Genomic DNA, 16,157 nt, shown 5'->3' with positions numbered 1-16,157 from the left:
GCCAGCACCTGGCCGCCATAGAATCGCGCGAGGGCGACCTTGCCCTGCAGCCACGGATCCGGCGAGCCCGCCGCGGCGAGCGCCTGACGGCCCAGCATCCAGCCGCCGATCACGTCTCCGGCGAGCTTCAGGTAGGGCGTGGCCGCGGCGAGCGCGTCCGGGCCGCGATGGGCGAGCAGCCAGCCGGTGGCGTGCTCCAGGGCCTGGGCGCCCTGGGCGAGGCGCTGGCCGAGCCTGGCCAGGTCCGGGGCGTCGGTGAGCGTCTGGGCGGTGAGCAGCATCTCGGCGCAGAGCTCGCGCATCACCGCGCCGTCGGCCATCGGGGCCTTGCGGCCGACGAGGTCGTTCGCCTGGATGCCGTTGGCGCCTTCGTAGATCGGCGCGATGCGGGCGTCGCGGTAGTGCTGCGCCGCGCCGGTCTCCTCGATGAACCCCATGCCGCCGTGCACCTGCAGCCCGAGCGAGGCCACCTCGACGCCGACGTCGGTCGACCAGGCCTTGGCGATGGGGGTGAGCAGCTCCTGGCGGGCGCGCGCGCCGGCGCGCTCCTCGTCGCTGTCGGCGAGGCGGGCGAGGTCGGCGAGCACGCCGGTGGTCAGGCAGATCGCCCGCGCCGCCTCGATCTTGGCCTTCATCAGCATCAGCATGCGGCGCACGTCGGGGTGGGCGTAGATCGGCGCGGGATAGTCGGCCGACCAGACCGCCCGGCCCTGACGGCGCTCCTGGCTGAAGCCCAAGGCCTGCTGGAAGGCGCGCTCGGCGATCGCCACGCCCTGCATCCCCACCTGCAGGCGGGCGGCGTTCATCATGACGAACATGTGCGGCAGGCCCTGGCCGAGCTCGCCGACCAGCTCGGCCTGCGCGCCCTCGTAGAGCATGACGCAGGTGGGCGAGCCGTGGATCCCGAGCTTGTGCTCGATGGAGGCCGGCCGCAGCTCGTTCGGACCGCCCAGCGAGCCGTCGTCGTTGACGAGGCGCTTGGTGGCGAGGAACAGGCTGATCCCCTTCACGCCGGGCGGAGCATCGGGCGTGCGGGCGAGCACCAGGTGGCAGATGTTGTCGGCGACGTCGTGGTCGCCCCAGGTGATGAAGATCTTCTGGCCCGTGAGCCGGTAGCCGCCGGCGCCGTCCGGGTCCGCGCGGGTGGTGAGCGCCGCGAGGTCCGAGCCCGCCTGCGGTTCGGTGAGGTTCATGGTCCCGGTCCACTCGCCGGAAACCAGCTTCGGGAGCACCAGGCGCTTCTGGCGCTCCGTGCCATGCTGGGCGAGCGCCTCGATGGCCGCCTGGGTCAGCATGGGGCAAAGGCCGAACGCCATGTTGGCGGCGTGCACCATCTCGAACACCGCCAGTTCGAGCGGTTTGGAAAGGCCTTGGCCGCCGTAGGCCGGGTCGGCGGAGAGCGAGTTCCAGCCGCCCTGCGCGAAAGCACTGTAGGCCTGGGCGAAGCCGGGCGCCGCGGTGACCCGGCCGTTCGCGTAGCGCGCGCCTTCGACATCGCCGCGGCGGTTGAGCGGCGCGAGCTCGGCCTCGGCGAAGGCGCCGGCCCCTTCCAGCACCGCCGCCACCGTGTCTGCATCGAGCTCGGGGAAGGCGCGCGCGAGCAGGTCGGGATGGCCCACGCTCTGCAGCGCGAAGGCGAGATCGCGGACCGGCGCGCGGAAGGACATGGCTGAGGCTCCTGACAGGACCGCGCCCTTCTAGTCCGACGCCGCCGGGTCAGGGAATAAGCGACACGCGCCCGCCGTCTTTCAGTCCAGCTTGGGAACCAAGCTCGGGAGCCGTCATCAGATGAGCAGAGCAGGAAGATCCGCCATGATCCGAACCGCGGCCGCCGTCTTGACGCTCAGCCTGGCGCTGACGGGTGGGGCGCTCGCCAGGCCCGAGAGCCGCGACCCGGCCAAGGTTCCCGCCGGGACCTATGTCCTCGACAAGGCGCACGCCAGCCTGGTCGCCAAGATCGCCCACCTCGGGGGCTTCTCGCGCCTGACGATGCGCTTCGACAAGCTGGACGGCTCGTTCTCCTACGACCCGGCCAACTGGCGCGCCACCAAGGTCACCATCACCGTCGATCCGGCCTCGGTCGACACCCGCATGCCCGGCTTCAACAAGCAGATCGCCGGCTACTTCGATGTCGGCAAATATCCGACCATCACCTTCGTCTCGACGGGGATCACAGGCGGCGAGAACGGGGAAGGCGTGGTGAACGGCGACCTCACGTTCCACGGGGTCACCAAGCCGGTGGCGCTCCAGGCGACGTTCAACGGCGTCGGCCCCGGCCTGCTCGGCGCGGGCACGCGCGTGGGGTTCTCGGGAACCGCGCGGATCAACCGCACCGAGTTCGGAGAGCGCGCCGTGCGCCAGTTCGCAGGCGACGAGGTCGACCTCATCTTCGAGGCCGAGTTCACCAAGAAGTAGGCTCCCATGACCGCCGCCGTCGCCCGCGAGCCCGCCGCCGTCCGAAGCGGCCGCTACTCCGCCGTCGCCATGGTGCTGCACTGGCTGATCGCCGCCGGGATCATCCTGCAGGTCACGCTGTCCTTCCGGATGACGGGACCGCACACGCCCGAGCAGTTCGCGGTCACCCAGCTGCACAAGTCGATCGGGATCACCATCCTGGGGCTCAGCCTGCTGCGGGTCGCCTGGCGGCTGATCAACCCGCCGCCGCCGATGCCGGCGACCATGGCGCCATGGGAAAAGCATCTGGCGCGCGTGGTGCACGCCGGCTTCTATGTGATCATGATCGGCATGCCGCTGACCGGCTGGATCATGGTCTCGGCGAGCCGGATCGTCGTCCCGACGCTGCTCTACGGCGTTGTCCCCTGGCCGAACTTCCCCGGGCTGTCGGAGCTGGCGCCGGGCGCGAAGCGGATGTGGCAGGACCTCGGCCAGACCAGCCACGTCACGCTCTCCAAGTTCATCTACGTGCTGCTGGCCCTGCATGTGGCCGGCGCCTTGAAGCACCAGCTGTTCAGCCGCGACGAGCCGGTGCTGGCGCGCATGGCGCCGGGCGCGGTCGACGGCCGCTGGTTCGAGCCGCGGCTGATCGCCATCGTCGCCGCCTTCCTGGGCGTGATCGCCTTCGGCTGGCTGGTCACCCCGCCGCCCCCCGGCATGGCCCCCGCGCCGGCCGCCGCGCAGCCCGCGCCCGCCGCAGCGTCGCCGAGCCCGGAAGCGCCGGGCCGATCCGCCGCCCATGACGCGGCCCCGGCGGCCGGTCCGGCCGCGCCCAGAGCTTCACCGGCGCCGGCGGGGCCCGTGCGCTGGATCGTCCAGCCGGGCTCGTCGCTGGGTTTCCAGACCTCCTGGAGCGGCCAGCCGCTCACCGGGCGGTTCGACAAGTGGAAGGCCGACATCCTGTTCAGCCCTGAGGCGCTCGGCCGCTCGCACGTGACCGTCACCATCGACGTGGCCTCGGTGAACACCGGCGACCAGCAGCGGGACGCCTCGCTGCCCAGCGACGATTGGTTCGACGCCGCGGCGCATCCGCAGGCGGTGTTCACGGCGAACCGCATCGTCAAGGCGGGCGGCGAGCGCTATGTGGCGCACGGCAAGCTCACGCTGCGCGGGGTGAGCCGGCCCGTCGACCTGCCGTTCCGGCTGCACATCACCGGCGACAGGGCCGAGGCGAGCGGTGTAACCAGCCTGGACCGGACGGCGTTCGGCGTGGGGCAGGGCGAGTGGCGGCAGACCGATCAGATCCCCGCGAAGGTGAGCGTCAGCGTCCACCTGACGGCGAAGCGCGGCTAGCCCGCGCCGCCGCGGCGCTCCGCGCCGGCGGGCTGGTGATCCTGCCCACCGAAACCGTCTATGGCCTGGCGGCCGATGCGGCGAACCCGCAGGCGGTGGCGGCGCTCTACGCGGCGAAGGGGCGGCCGAGCTTCAATCCCCTGATCGCCCACGTGGCCGATGTTGCGGCGGCCCGGCCGATCGCCCGTTTCGACGCCCGCGCCGAGGCGCTTGCGGCGCGCTTCTGGCCGGGCCCCCTGACCCTGGTGCTGCCGATAGGCGATCCCGCGGCGGTCTGCGACCTGGCCCGCGCCGGGCTCGACACCGTGGCGGTGCGCGCCCCCGCCCATCCGCTGACCCGCCGGCTGCTCGCGCTGTTCGGCGGGCCCGTGGCGGCGCCGTCGGCCAACCGCTCCGGGCGGCCGAGCCCCACGACCTTCGAGGACGCCTGCGCCGAGACCGGCGCGGCGGCGGCCGAGGCGCTCGACGGCGGGCCCTGCGAGATCGGCCTGGAGTCCACGGTGGTGGCTCTGGTCGACGTCCCGCGGCTGCTTCGGCCGGGCGCGGTCACGCGGGCCGAGCTCGAGGCGGTGGCCGGTCCGCTCGCCGAGGCCGAAGCGGACGCGCGTCGTTCCCCCGGCCGGCTGGCGCGCCATTATGCGCCCGACCTGCCGCTCAGGCTCGATGCGGCGCAGCCCTGGGCGGGCGAGGCTTTCCTCGCCTTCGGCCCGGCGACATCGGGCGAGCGAACCTGGAGCCTCAGCCCCTCGCGGGACCTGAAGGAGGCGGCCGCCAACCTGTTCAGCTGCCTGCGGGCGGCCGACCGGTCCGGCGCCTCGGGCATCGCCGTGGCCCCGATCCCGGACGAGGGCCTGGGCGAAGCGATCAACGACCGGCTGCGCCGGGCGGCCGGCTTTGTGGGCTGAGGCCAAGGCGGTAAGCTCGCCGTCATGACCGCGCCCGTCCCCGCCGATGTGCTCTCGCGCCTGAAGGCCGTGCTCGGCCAGGGCGGCTGGAGCACCGATCCCGAGCGCCTGGCCCCCAAGCTGATCGAGTGGCGCGACCGCTGGAGCGGGACGAGCCCGTTCCTGGCCCTGCCGGGCACGACGCAGGACGTGGCCGCGGTGGTCGGCGTCTGCTTCGAGGCGGGCGTTCCGATCACGCCGCAGGGCGGCAACACCGGCCTGGTCGGCGGCCAGATCCCGCAAGGCGAGGTGCTGCTCTCCACCGAGCGGCTGAAGCGCATCCGCGACCTCGACGCCATCGACGACGTGCTGGTCGCCGAGGCGGGCGTGACCCTGGCCGAGGCGCACGCCGCGGCCGGCCAGGCGAGGCGGCGCTTCCCGCTCGGGCTCGCCTCGGAGGGCTCGGCGACGGTCGGCGGCTTCGTCTCGACCAACGCCGGCGGCACCCAGGTGCTGCGCTACGGCATGGCCCGCAACCTGGTGCTGGGGCTCGAGGCCGTGCTGCCGAACGGCGAGGTCTGGAACGGGCTGAAGCGGCTGCGCAAGGACAACACCGGCTACGACCTGAAGCAGCTTTTCATCGGGGCGGAGGGCACGCTGGGGGTCGTGACCGCCGCGGCCCTGAAGCTCTATCCGGAGATGGCCTCCCGCGCGGTGGCGCTGGCCGGCGTGGCGAGCCCCAAGGCCGCGCTCGAGCTGCTGGCGCGGGCCAAGGCGGAGACCGGCGGGGCGGTCGAGGCGTTCGAGCTGATGGGCCGGCTGGGAGTCGAGTTCGCGCTCCGCAACGTCGCCGGCACGCGCGATCCCCTGGCCGAGCCGCATCCCTGGTACGTGCTCGCGGAGTTCGCTTCCGGCGAGGCGGGCTCGGCGGAGGCGGCCATGGAGCGGTTCCTCGCCGGCGGCCTGGAGGCCGGGCTGATCGAGGACGCGGTCGTCGCCCAGACCGAGGCGCAGGCCAAGGCGTTGTGGGCGATCCGCGAGAATCAGTCGCCGGCCCAGAAGCCCGAAGGCGCCACCTGGAAGCACGACGTGTCCGTCCCGGTGAGCCAGGTGGCCGAGTTCCTCGCGCGCGCCACCGCGGCCATGCAGGCCTTCGCGCCCGGCGCGCGGATCGCCGCCTTCGGCCACGTCGGCGACGGCAACATCCATTACGACGTGCTCCGGCCAGACGGAGGATCGGACGCCGAGCACGCCGCCCGGCGCGACGCCGGCAGCCGCATCGTCCATGACATCGTCCACGAGCTCGGCGGCTCGATCTCGGCGGAGCACGGCCTGGGGGCGATGAAGACGGCCGAGGCGCTGCGCTACAAGAGCCCGGTCGAGGTCGAGGCGATGCGGGCCATCCGCCGGGCGCTCGACCCCAAGCGGATCATGAACCCACGGGTCTTGTTCTGACCTGCGATGCGCGCCAAAGCTTCGCTCCGATGCTGATCGTCCTCTCGCCAGCCAAGGCGCTCGACTTCACCGCCCCGCCGGGCGCCGCCCCGCTGAGCCAGCCGGAGATGGCGGACCAGACCGCCGAGCTCGCCAAGACCACGCGCCGGCTGAGCGCCCGCGAGCTGAAGCGGCTGATGTCGCTGTCGGACAACCTGGCCAAGCTCAACCGCGAGCGGTTCCAGGCGTTCGATCCGGCCTCCGACGAAGGGGTGCAGGCCGCCTTCGCCTTCAACGGCGACGTCTATCTCGGACTGAGGGCGCGCGAGCTGGACAGGAAGGCGCTGGCCTGGGCGCAGGACCATGTGCGGATCCTCTCCGGGCTGTATGGCGTGCTGCGTCCGCTCGATGCGATCCAGCCCTATCGGCTGGAGATGGGAACGCGGCTGAAGACCCGGCGGGGACATTCGCTCTACGATTTCTGGGGGCCGCGCATCGCCGAGGCGCTCAACGAGGCCGCGCGGGGGCACAAGGACGCGACGCTGGTCAACTGTGCGAGCGGCGAGTACTTCGCCGCGGTCGATCGAGGCGCGCTGAAGCTGCCGGTGGTGAGCTGTCGCTTCCTGGAGGAAAAGGATGGCGAGGCGCGGATGATCTCCTTCTTCGCCAAGAAGGCGCGGGGCCTCTTGGCGCGCTGGGCGATCGACCACCGGACCGAAAAGGCGAGCGAGCTGAGGGCCTTCGATTCCGAGGGCTATCGCCTGGTCAAGAGCCTGTCCACGGACGAAGAGCTCACCTTCTCGCGGCCGCAGCCGCCGCCGGTGGCGCAGCAGCGCAAAGCCGCGGCGAATGCCTGACTACGGCCTGCGCGGCCAGGCCGCCGTCGTCACCGGGTCCACCAGCGGCATCGGCCGGGCCATGGCGGCCGCGCTGGCCGGCGAGGGCGTCGACGTGGTCCTGAACGGTTTCGGGGATGCCGCCGGGATCGAGGCGGCGCGCGCGGCGCTGGCGGCCGCGAGCGGCGTGCGCGTGCTCTATCACGGCGCCGACATGACCCGGCCCGCGGAGATCGCGGACCTGGTCGGCTTCGCGCACCGGGAGCTCGGCCGTCTCGACATCCTGTTGAACAACGCCGGCGTGCAGCACGTGGCGGCGATCGAGGACTTCCCGCCCGAGAAATGGGACCAGATCATCGCCATCAACCTGACCAGCGCCTTCCACGCCACGCGCGCGGCGATCCCGATCATGAAGGCGCAGGGGCGCGGCCGGATCGTCAACCTGGCCTCGGCGCACGGCCTCGTCGCCTCGCCCTTCAAGTCGGCCTACGTGGCGGCCAAGCACGGGCTCGTGGGCTTCACCAAGGCGGCCGCGCTGGAGCTGGCGCGCAGCGGCGTGACCGTCAACGCCATCTGCCCGGGCTACGTAAGGACGCCGCTCGTCGAGGCGCAGATCGCCGATCAGGCCAAGGCCCGCGGCATACCGGCCGAGCGCGTGGTCGAGGACGTCATCCTGGCGGCCCAGCCGAACAAGGCGTTCGTCGAATATCCGCAGCTCGCGGGCCTGCTGCTCTACCTGGCCTCGGACATGGGCGCCGCCACCACCGGCGCGGCGCTCAGCGTGGACGGCGGCTGGACGGCGGCCTGAGGCTTGACGGCCGGCTTCGTTCCAGGGCCATTGCCGTTCCAACAGTCGTTTGAATCCGAGAGGGAGGCGCGGGCCATGGCCTACAAGCCGTTCGATCTGACGGGAAAGGTCGCGCTGGTCACCGGCGGCAACTCAGGCATCGGGCTGGGCATGGCCGAGGCGCTCGCCCAGGCCGGGGCCGACGTGGTCATCTGGGGCACCAATCCGCAGAAGAACGCCGACGCCGAGGCCAAGCTGAAGGCGCACGGCCGCCAGGTGCTGGTCCAGCAGATCGACGTCTCCGACGAGCGGCAGGTCGCCGAGGGCATGCGCGAGGCGGTGTCGAACATGGGCCGCGTGGACACGGTGATCGCCAACGCCGGCGTGGGCGGCGGCGCGCGTTCGTTCGCGGAGTTCTCGACGGAGACCTACCGGCGGGTGCTGTCGGTCAATCTGGACGGGGTGTTCTTCACCTTCCGCGAGGCCTGCAAGCACATCGTCGAGCGCGCCGAGACGGGCGACCGGGGCGGTTCGCTGATCGTCACCTCGTCGCTGTCGGCGATCGACGGGGCGGCGCGCAACGAGGCCTACGCCGCCACCAAGGGCGCGGTGATCTCGATGATTCGGGCCATCGCCGTCGAGCACGCGCGCTACGGCGTGCGCGCCAACGCCGTGCTGCCGGGCTGGATCGCCACCGACATGACCCAAGGCGCGCAGGGCAACGAGAAGTTCACGGAACAGGTGATCCGCCGGGTGCCGTTCCGGCGCTGGGGCGAGCCGCAGGACTTTGGCGGCATCGCCGTCTACCTGGCCTCCGACGCCTCCAGCTTCCACACCGGCGACAGCTTCCTGATCGATGGCGGCTACGCGATCTTCTGAATGACCTCGCGTCACGGTTCCCTTGGGCGCGGGCCTTTGACATCCTGACGAAAACCGGAGGCCGGCCGATGACCCTGCGCACCCCTCTTTGCGACCTGCTGGGCGTGAAGCACCCGATCATGCTGGCCGGCATGGGCGGGGTCTCCTACGCGGAACTGGTCGCGGCGGTCTCCAACGCCGGCGGCTACGGCGTGCTCGGCATGGCCGGGCGCGGCCCCGACTTCATCCGCGAGCAGATGCGCACGGTGCGCAAGCTCACCGACAAGCCGTTCGGCGTCGACCTGCTGGCGGCCTCGCCGGACAGCCTGCTGGCCAGCGTGGACGTGATCGTCGAGGAGGGCGCCTCCTCGTTCGTCGCGGGACTGGGCGTGCCCATGCCGATCCTGGAGAAGCTCAAGAAGGGCGGCCTCAAGGTGATGGTCGTGTGCGGGGCGGTGAAGCACGCGGTGAAGGCCGAGCAGGCCGGCTGCGATGCGGTGATCTGCCAGGGCGGCGAGGGCGGCGGCCACACCGGGCTGGTGGGCACCATGCCGCTGGTCGCCCAGGCCGTGGAGACGGTGAAGGTGCCGGTCGTGGCGGCGGGCGGGCTCTACGACGGCCGCGGGCTCGCGGCGGCGTTGTGCCTGGGCGCAGTGGGCGTCTGGATGGGCACCCGCTTCATCGCCAGCCAGGAGGCGCACGCCGGCCAGATGTACCGCGACGTCATCCTGGAGGCCACGGACGAGGACACGGTGCGCACCCGCTGCTACTCCGGCAAGCCGATGCGGGTGAAGAAGAACGACTACGTGGCCGACTGGGAAGGCCGGCCGCAGGACATCCAGCCCTTCCCCCAGCAGGCCATGCTGTCGTCGCGCGCCGGCGTGATGGGCGGCATTTCGGGCCAGGTCGAAGGCCTGGATGCGGACCGATCGGCCTTCGCCATGGGCCAGTCCGCGGGGGGCGTGCGCGACGTGCTTCCGGCCGGCGAGATCGTGCGGCGGATCATGGCCGAGGCGGAGACCGCGCTCGACAAGGCGCAGGCGTTCCGCGCGCGGGCGGCGGAGCCCGCCTGATCCTCAAGGGGCCGCGGCGAGATAGGCCACCGGGTTCTTCGAGAAGTTGGTGAAGTCGCCGATGCAGCCTTGCCACGCGGCGAGCGCCGTCACGGCATGGGCGCGCGTGTCGTCCGGATAGAGCAGCAGGGACATGGTCACGTGCGCCTTGCCGGCCTTGTCCATGTAGCCGCGGCACAATGCCGAAGCCTGGTTGTAGCCGTTGAGCTGGACCATCGAGGGCGAGCCTTCCGACTGGGTGTCGAACAGCACCGCCTTGCAGCCCTTGCCCACCGCGTCGCACTGGGCGAACTGGGCGGAGAAGTTGGCGGCCGGCGAGGTCACGCTGACCAGCACCGCGTCGGCGTCCCGCTTGCCGATCTGCGCCTTGGCCCCCGCGGCCTCGAGCAGGCTGACGAGGTTCGCGGGATTGCCGGTGTCGAAGCCGCCGGCGGGAACGACGTGCGGCCGGGCCGCGGCGGGTTTCGGCGCAGGCGCGGCCTTGGCCGGCGGCTTGGCGAGCGCGGCCGGGGCGAGCGCCGCGGCGGCGAGGGCGATCAGGGCGGTCTTGCGGCGCATCATGCAGGGGCTACCAGCCCCAGGACTTGGGCGCGAGCGTGGCGTCAGGTGTCTGACCGCGGGAAATCCGCTCCGGCTCACGGCGGCGTCTAAACCCTTGTAACTGCGCCACACTTTGCCCGGGTGCGCGGCGCCAACTTGACCCCGGAGCGATCGCGGCGCTTATGTGCGCCCAAACAGGAATCCACCCAGGAGAGCTTGAGACTATGAGGCCAAAGGTATTGGGGCTGGCCGCTGCCCTGCTGGTCGCGGCGCTGGCGCCCGCGGCGGTGATTTCGGCGCCCAAGGACGCGCCGAAGGTGAGCGCGGCCGAGCGCAAGCAGGGCATGGCCGACGCGCCGCCGCTGGTGCAGGCCGCGGGCCTGAACTGCCAGGTGAGCGACGCCCGCTTCGTCGGCAAGACGGCCGAGGACAAGAAGGCCGGGAAGCCGGCGATGAGCTTCTACGAGGTCGCCTGCCAGCCCGGACAGATGGGCTACATCCTGCAAGCCGCCGCCGGCGGGACGCCGGAGGCCTACAGCTGTGTCGAGGCGGACACCGCGAACGAACCCGGCAAGCCGCCGCCGCTGCCCTGCGTCCTGCCGGGCAACAGCGATCCGAAGGCGATCCTCGCGAGCGCCCTGAGCAAGGCGGGCTCGCAATGCACGCCCACCCAGGCGCGCGGGATCGGGCACACCAAGACACAGAGCTTCTTCGAGGTGGCCTGCCAGGAAGGCGCGGGTTACGTGCTCATCGGCTCGGCGCCGTTCGACACCGGCAAGCCCGTCCAGGCGCAGAACTGCCTGAACTTCGACGAGGGCGGCGGCAACATCAAGTGCACGCTCACGGACCGCGCCGCGCGGCTGGCGGTCATCGACCGCTACGCGCAGGCGGCGAAGAACAGCTGCGTGATCAAGGACCGCCGCTTCGTGGGCACCGCCCAGGACGGCGCGGACTATTACGAGACCTCCTGCCAGGACGGTAAGGGCTACATCTACAAGGTCGCCAAGGGCGCGCTCGCCCAGAGCTGGGATTGCGCGCACGCGGTCAGCATCCTGGGCGGCTGCCAGCTCACCGACGCCCGGCAGGCCCAGTCGGACGAGGCGGCGCTCTACACCAAGCTCGCCAAGAACTCGGGCTCCAACTGCCAGGTGACCAAGTACGCCGAGTTCCCGATGAAGGGGAACGACGAGGCGGTCGAGCTGCTCTGCGCCAACGGCGCCAGCGCCGTGGGCCTGTTCCCGCCGACCGGCAAGGGCCAGGTGCTCGACTGCGGCCGCGCGCTCGCCGCGGGCTACAAGTGCAGCCTGGGCAAGGTGGACTACGCGGGGCTCACCGAGGACCTGCGCAAGTTCAACCAGAAGACCTGCACGGTCTCCAACGCCAGGCTGGCGGCCAAGACCCAGAAGGGCACCATCCTGGTCGAGGTGGCCTGCTCCGACGGGCTGCCGGGCTACATGATCGAGTACAACACGGCCCCGACCGTCACGGCCGTGGCGGCGACCGGCTGCCGCTTCTCCGGCGGCTGCCAGCTGCCCGGCAACAAGACGAGCTGAGCCGAGCCTCAGGGCGTCAAGCACCGAGGCCCGCGGGATCGCCCCGCGGGCCTTCTTCTTGGGCGGGCGGTCAGATCGCGGCTTCGATGAACATCGGGCCGCGCCGGGCCATGGCGCCGGCGAAGGCGGCCTCGAACGCCTCGGCCGTGTCGCAGCGCACGGCCGGCAGGCCGAGCCCCTTGGCGAGCGAGGTCCAGTCGATCGCCGGATCGCCGAGCTCCAGCAGCTTGGCGGCCTGGGGTCCGGCCTGGCCGGCGCCGGTGCGCATCATCTCGATATTGAGGATGCGGTAGGTGTTGTTGGCGAACACCACGGCGGTGACGTCGAGGTTCTCGCGCGCCATGGTCCAGAGCGACTGCACGGTGTACATGGCCGCCCCGTCGCCGTTCAGCGAGACCACCTTGCGCTCCGGGCAGGCGACGGCGGCGCCTACCGCCAGGGGCAGGCCCGCGCCGATCGCCCCGCCGGTCAGCGCCAGCACCTCGTGCGGGGCGCAGGTCATGGCCGGCACGGCGATGCCGCCGCCGGAGGTCACGCTGTCGTCGCAGACGATCGCCCCTTCCGGAAGGTGGCGGGCGACGGAGATGCCGGCGAGTTGCGGGCTCAGCGCTCCCGACGGCGCGGCGTCGGGCTTGGAGAGCGGCTGGGCCGGCCCTTGCTTCGGCGCGCCCAGCGCGTCGGCGAGCGCGGCGAGGCCGGCGACCGCATCCTCGGCGCGATCGGCGAGCGAGAGCGTCCGGCAGCCCTCGGGGACCAGCACGCTCGGCCGGTTCGGGTAGGCGAAGAAGGCGACCGGCTGGGCGGTGCCGGCGAACACCATCAGGTCGACGCCCTCGAGCTCGGCCAGCGCCATCTCGCCGAAGTACTGCATGCGCCTGGGCGCGTAGTGGCCGGCGCCGCGCGGCTGGCGGGCGACGAAGGTGTCGGCGAACACCTGCACGCCGGCCGCCTGCAGCCGGGCCGCTTCCTTCAGCCCCTCGGCGCGGCAGGCCTGGCCGCCGATCAGCACCATCGGCTTCTTCGCCGCCTTGATGGCGCGGGCCGCGGCCTCGACGGCCTCGCCCTTGGGGGCGGGACGAGCCGGCTTCTGGGCCATGACCGGCGCGCTCCTGGTCTCCAGCCAGGCCGAGTCGGCGGGCAGGATCAGGGCGACGGGCCCGCAGGGCGGCGTCTGGCTGGCGGCGACCGCCTCGGCCGCCACGCCCGCCACCTCGTCGGGGCTCTCCACCGACTTGGCCCACAGCGAATTGGGCTTCACCAGGGTGGCGATGTCGGAGTTGAGCGGCGCGTCGTACTGACGGTGGTAGGTGGCGTGGTCGCCGATGACGTTGACGATCGGGGTGAAGGCGCGCCGGGCGTTGTGCAGGTTGGCCGCGCCGTTGCCGTAGCCCGGGCCGAGGTGCAGCAGCGTGCAGGCCGGACGCTCGGCCATGCGGCCGTAGCCGTCGGCGGCGCCCGTGGCGACGCCTTCGAACAGGCAGAGCACCGGCCGCATCTGCGGGTTGCGGTCGAGCGCAGCGACGAACTGCATCTCCGAGGTGCCGGGATTGGCGAAGCAGGCGGTCACCTCGTTGGCGACGAAGGTGGCGATCAGGGCGTCGGCGCCGTTCATGGGATCGGAAACTCCATCACCTCGGGTGGACAGGGATCGGCGAACAGGCGGGCCACGGCCTCGGCCCGCAGCCGGCGCGCGAGCGCCTGGGCGATATAGCCCTTGTCGGTGATCTCGCCGCGGGCGGCGTCGGGGCCGTCCGGCAGCACCAGGGCGCGAGCGATCCGCGAGCCGGCGCCGCCGGACTGGGCGTTGAACCGGGCGAGCCCGTCGCGGACCGCGGCTTCGACCTCGGCGCGCGGCCGGGCGGGGCTGGCATAGAGCAGCAGGCCGACGCCCGCCTCGCCCTCGCCGCAGACCACCGCGTCGGTGACCGAGCCGCCGATCGCCCCGATCGCGCGGATGCGCAGCTCGCCCACGCCGACGAAGGTCCCGCTGGCCAGCTTGAAGTTCTCCGAGAGCCGGCCGTCGAAGATCATCCCCTTCCCGGGATCGGCGGGATCGACGAAGCGGGCCGCGTCGCCCAGCGCATAGAAGCCCTCCGCGTCGAAGGCGCGCGCCGAGAGGTCGGGGCGGCCGAGATACCCGGGCGAGACCTGCGGGCCCTTGACGCGGAACTCCAGCTTGCCGGCCTCCGGGACCAGGCGGACCGACGTGCCCGGGATCGGCAGGCCGATCATCCCCATGCGGTCGTTGAGCCAGTGGACGTTGCAGGCCGTCGGGCCGGTCTCGGTCGCGCCGTAGCCGGAGCCGAAGCTGATCTTCTCGCCCACCGTGCGGAGGGCGACCGCCTGGATGCGGTCGGCGACCGTCTGGCCGAGTGCCGCGCCGCCGTACTGCAGCAGCCGCACACGTTCGAAGAAGCGGCGGGCCAGCGCCGCGTCACGCTCCAGCGCCTCTGCGAACAGCATCCAGCCGGCCGGCACCATGTTCTGGTAGGTGGGCGAGATCTCCGTGAGGTTCCTGACCGTCTCGGCGAAGCGGCCGGCGACCGGCTGGCCGGCGTCGATGTAGAGCGTGCCGCCGCGGTGGGTGGTGTAGTGCAGGATGGAGTTGGCCCCGAGGCTGTGGCTCCAGGGCGCGGAGTGGACCAGCACCGGCGGCTCGGGATCCTCGAAGCAGGCGGCGATCTGGGCGGAGTTGAGCGAGACCGTGCGGTGCGTGCAGATCACCGCCTTGGGAAGTCCGGTCGAGCCGGAGGTGAGCAGGTACTTGGCGTGATCCTCGGGCTGGGCGACGGGCTCGGCCGGCGCGGCGCGGAAGAGCCGCTCCAGCGGGATGTCGCCGGGGCGGGGGTTGCGGCCGGCGATCACCGGCAGGCCGGCCAGGGCCTCGCAGGAGAGCCCGTCGGCGAAGCGGTCGGCGTCCTCGACGTAGACCGCCGCAGGCTGCAGCACCTCGCAGGCGTGGGCGAGGCGGGCGAGGTTCGCGCCCTTCAGGCCGTACTGCGCCGAGACCGGGGCGGCCGGCATCGCCTGGCTCATCGCCGCATACTTGATCAGCGCATGCTCGATGCCGTTGGCCGAGAGGATGAGCAGCGGGCGTTCGGAGAGGAGCCCCGCCTCGGCGAGGCCGCCGGCCAGCGTGCGGACCCGGTCGAACCCCTCGGCGTAGCCGATCGTGCGCCAGCCGCCGCCGGAGCGCTCGGCGAGCCAGGGGCGCGCCGGGGCGACCTCGGCCCAATGGGCGAGCGCCGCGGTCATGGTCTGGAAGCGGGTCTCGTAGGGCCGCGGGTTGGTCAGCACCATCTCGCCGCCCGGCCGGTGGGCGACCTCGAGCGCACGCGGCGCATAGCGCGCCTCGCGGAACGGCGCGGTCAGCAGCGAGGTCTCGGCGTCCATCGAGCACGCTTATTCCAAGCGACGCCGGGAAAGGGAAGGCCGCTCTGCCGTGCTCGGCGGGGTTGGGGCGCGGCTGCGGACTGGCCGCGTCTCCCCATGCCGATCGGGGCGGCCGCGATCGTTAGGCTGCAAAATCCGGCCGGGCGATCTTGAACGGCCGGGCGGAAGTCCTCTAGATCCCCTGCGATGTCGGAGCTGCCCTTGAACGAGAGCGCTGAACAAACCTCGCCGGCGACGCTGGGCGATGTCCTCTACGCGAGCCAAAAGGCGCCGCCGCCGGAGCAGGACTGGGCGAGTCTCGTAGAGGCGATCGCCGCCGGCGATCAGCTCGCGCTGCATGCGCTCTACGAGCGTGCGCATCGCCTCGTGTTCACTCTGGTCATGCGGATCACGGCCAATCCCCAGACCGCCGAAGAGCTCACGCTCGACGTCTTCCACGATATCTGGCGGGGCGCGGCCGGCTATGACCCTGCCGGCGGTACGGTGCTCGGGTGGATCATGAACCAGGCCCGTTCGCGCGCCATCGACCGGCTGCGCTTCGAGGCCCGGAAAAAGCGCAATCCGGACGGCAGCGCCCACCCGGAGGCCGAACCGGTCCCCGATCCGCACCATCTGCTCGTGCTGCAGGAGCAGCGAACGGCTCTGCGCAACGCGCTGTCGTCGCTCACGGCGAACGAACGCGAGGCGATCGAGATGACGTTTTTCGCCGGGCTGACGCACACCGAAGCGGCCCGGCGCCTCGACCTCCCGCTCGGCACCATCAAGACGCGCATCCGTTCGGGGCTGCACAAGCTGCGAGACGCGCTGACGCCGGAATTGGAACCGCGATGAACAGCCTCCAACCAAATCGGTGCGGTCAAAGCGAGCTGACCTGCGCCTACGCCGCTGAGGCGCTGTCCGCGCAGGAGGCATTCGCGGCCGAGGCCCACATCGCCGGATGCGCGGACTGCCGGCGCGAGCTGGAGAGCCTGCGCGGGGTGGTCGACCGCTTCGTGGCCTGGCCGAGCGAGGTGCTGCGTCCGCCGGCGTCGCTGCAGGCGCGTCTGGCCGAT

15 protein-coding genes are annotated in these 16,157 nt (G+C 72.0%); 11 read left to right on the top strand and 4 right to left on the bottom strand.

Annotation, left to right across the window (positions count from 1 at the left end):
- Positions 1-1,667: acyl-CoA dehydrogenase (locus VLI41_RS15585; protein ID WP_325269006.1), on the bottom strand; the 1,667-nt coding region annotated here is incomplete at its 3' end.
- A gap of 145 nt (positions 1,668-1,812) precedes the next feature.
- Between VLI41_RS15585 and VLI41_RS15580 the strand changes: the two genes are divergently transcribed.
- The 8 genes from VLI41_RS15580 (at position 1,813) to VLI41_RS15545 (ending at position 9,619) form a co-directional block, all read left to right on the top strand.
- A complete protein-coding gene (locus VLI41_RS15580) occupies positions 1,813-2,415 on the top strand; it encodes a YceI family protein (protein WP_325269005.1) in 603 nt (200 codons plus the stop codon).
- Between the two features lie 6 nt (positions 2,416-2,421).
- Positions 2,422-3,747, top strand: coding sequence for a YceI family protein (locus VLI41_RS15575; RefSeq protein WP_325269004.1), 1,326 nt, complete (start codon positions 2,422-2,424; stop codon positions 3,745-3,747).
- The gene (locus tag VLI41_RS15570) at positions 3,678-4,652 is read left to right on the top strand and encodes an L-threonylcarbamoyladenylate synthase (protein ID WP_325269003.1); all 975 of its coding nucleotides are present in this window, start codon (positions 3,678-3,680) and stop codon (positions 4,650-4,652) included. Before VLI41_RS15575 ends, VLI41_RS15570 begins: the two co-directional genes overlap by 70 nt.
- A 24-nt stretch (positions 4,653-4,676) precedes the next feature.
- Positions 4,677-6,086 (top strand): FAD-binding oxidoreductase, encoded by a 1,410-nt coding sequence (locus VLI41_RS15565; protein WP_325269002.1) that lies wholly within the window; start codon positions 4,677-4,679, stop codon positions 6,084-6,086.
- Positions 6,087-6,115: 29 nt separating this feature from the next.
- On the top strand, positions 6,116-6,922 hold the full coding sequence (gene yaaA, locus VLI41_RS15560) for a peroxide stress protein YaaA (RefSeq protein ID WP_325269001.1): 807 nt from the start codon (positions 6,116-6,118) through the stop codon (positions 6,920-6,922).
- Positions 6,915-7,709 carry a 3-hydroxybutyrate dehydrogenase gene (locus tag VLI41_RS15555; RefSeq protein ID WP_325269000.1) on the top strand — a complete coding sequence of 265 codons (795 nt, stop codon included), beginning with the start codon at positions 6,915-6,917 and terminating at the stop codon, positions 7,707-7,709. Before yaaA ends, VLI41_RS15555 begins: the two co-directional genes overlap by 8 nt.
- A gap of 75 nt (positions 7,710-7,784) precedes the next feature.
- Positions 7,785-8,567 carry an SDR family NAD(P)-dependent oxidoreductase gene (locus VLI41_RS15550; protein ID WP_325268999.1) on the top strand — a complete coding sequence of 261 codons (783 nt, stop codon included), beginning with the start codon at positions 7,785-7,787 and terminating at the stop codon, positions 8,565-8,567.
- A 68-nt stretch (positions 8,568-8,635) separates the two neighbouring features.
- Positions 8,636-9,619, top strand: coding sequence for a nitronate monooxygenase family protein (locus VLI41_RS15545; protein WP_325268998.1), 984 nt, complete (start codon positions 8,636-8,638; stop codon positions 9,617-9,619).
- Between the two features lie 3 nt (positions 9,620-9,622).
- Here the strand turns inward: VLI41_RS15545 and VLI41_RS15540 are convergent, their stop codons facing one another.
- Entirely contained in the window at positions 9,623-10,180 is a 558-nt protein-coding gene (locus tag VLI41_RS15540; RefSeq protein WP_325268997.1) for a hypothetical protein, read from the bottom strand.
- A gap of 218 nt (positions 10,181-10,398) precedes the next feature.
- Here VLI41_RS15540 and VLI41_RS15535 point away from each other — a divergent pair, with 218 nt between their 5' ends.
- Positions 10,399-11,712 (top strand): hypothetical protein, encoded by a 1,314-nt coding sequence (locus VLI41_RS15535; RefSeq protein ID WP_325268996.1) that lies wholly within the window; start codon positions 10,399-10,401, stop codon positions 11,710-11,712.
- 70 nt (positions 11,713-11,782) lie between these two features.
- Here VLI41_RS15535 and VLI41_RS15530 read toward each other — a convergent pair whose 3' ends face one another.
- Together VLI41_RS15530 and VLI41_RS15525 are read right to left on the bottom strand one after the other, a co-directional pair.
- On the bottom strand, positions 11,783-13,324 hold the full coding sequence (locus tag VLI41_RS15530; RefSeq protein WP_325268995.1) for an acetolactate synthase large subunit: 1,542 nt from the start codon (positions 13,322-13,324) through the stop codon (positions 11,783-11,785).
- Complete coding sequence (locus VLI41_RS15525) at positions 13,321-15,105, bottom strand: feruloyl-CoA synthase (RefSeq protein ID WP_325268994.1); 1,785 nt, start codon at positions 15,103-15,105, stop codon at positions 13,321-13,323. Before VLI41_RS15525 ends, VLI41_RS15530 begins: the two co-directional genes overlap by 4 nt.
- A gap of 186 nt (positions 15,106-15,291) precedes the next feature.
- Here VLI41_RS15525 and VLI41_RS15520 point away from each other — a divergent pair, with 186 nt between their 5' ends.
- Both VLI41_RS15520 and VLI41_RS15515 read left to right on the top strand, forming a co-directional pair.
- Entirely contained in the window at positions 15,292-15,936 is a 645-nt protein-coding gene (locus VLI41_RS15520) for a sigma-70 family RNA polymerase sigma factor (protein WP_325268993.1), read from the top strand.
- Positions 15,933-16,157 (top strand): anti-sigma factor family protein (locus VLI41_RS15515; RefSeq protein WP_325268992.1); only part of this gene is annotated, 225 nt, incomplete at its 3' end. The genes VLI41_RS15520 and VLI41_RS15515, both read left to right, overlap by 4 nt.

Source organism: Phenylobacterium sp. (assembly GCF_035475775.1).
In the GTDB taxonomy this organism is placed as follows: Bacteria; Pseudomonadota; Alphaproteobacteria; order Caulobacterales; family Caulobacteraceae; genus Phenylobacterium.
This window is presented reverse-complemented; position numbering and strand designations above follow the sequence as displayed.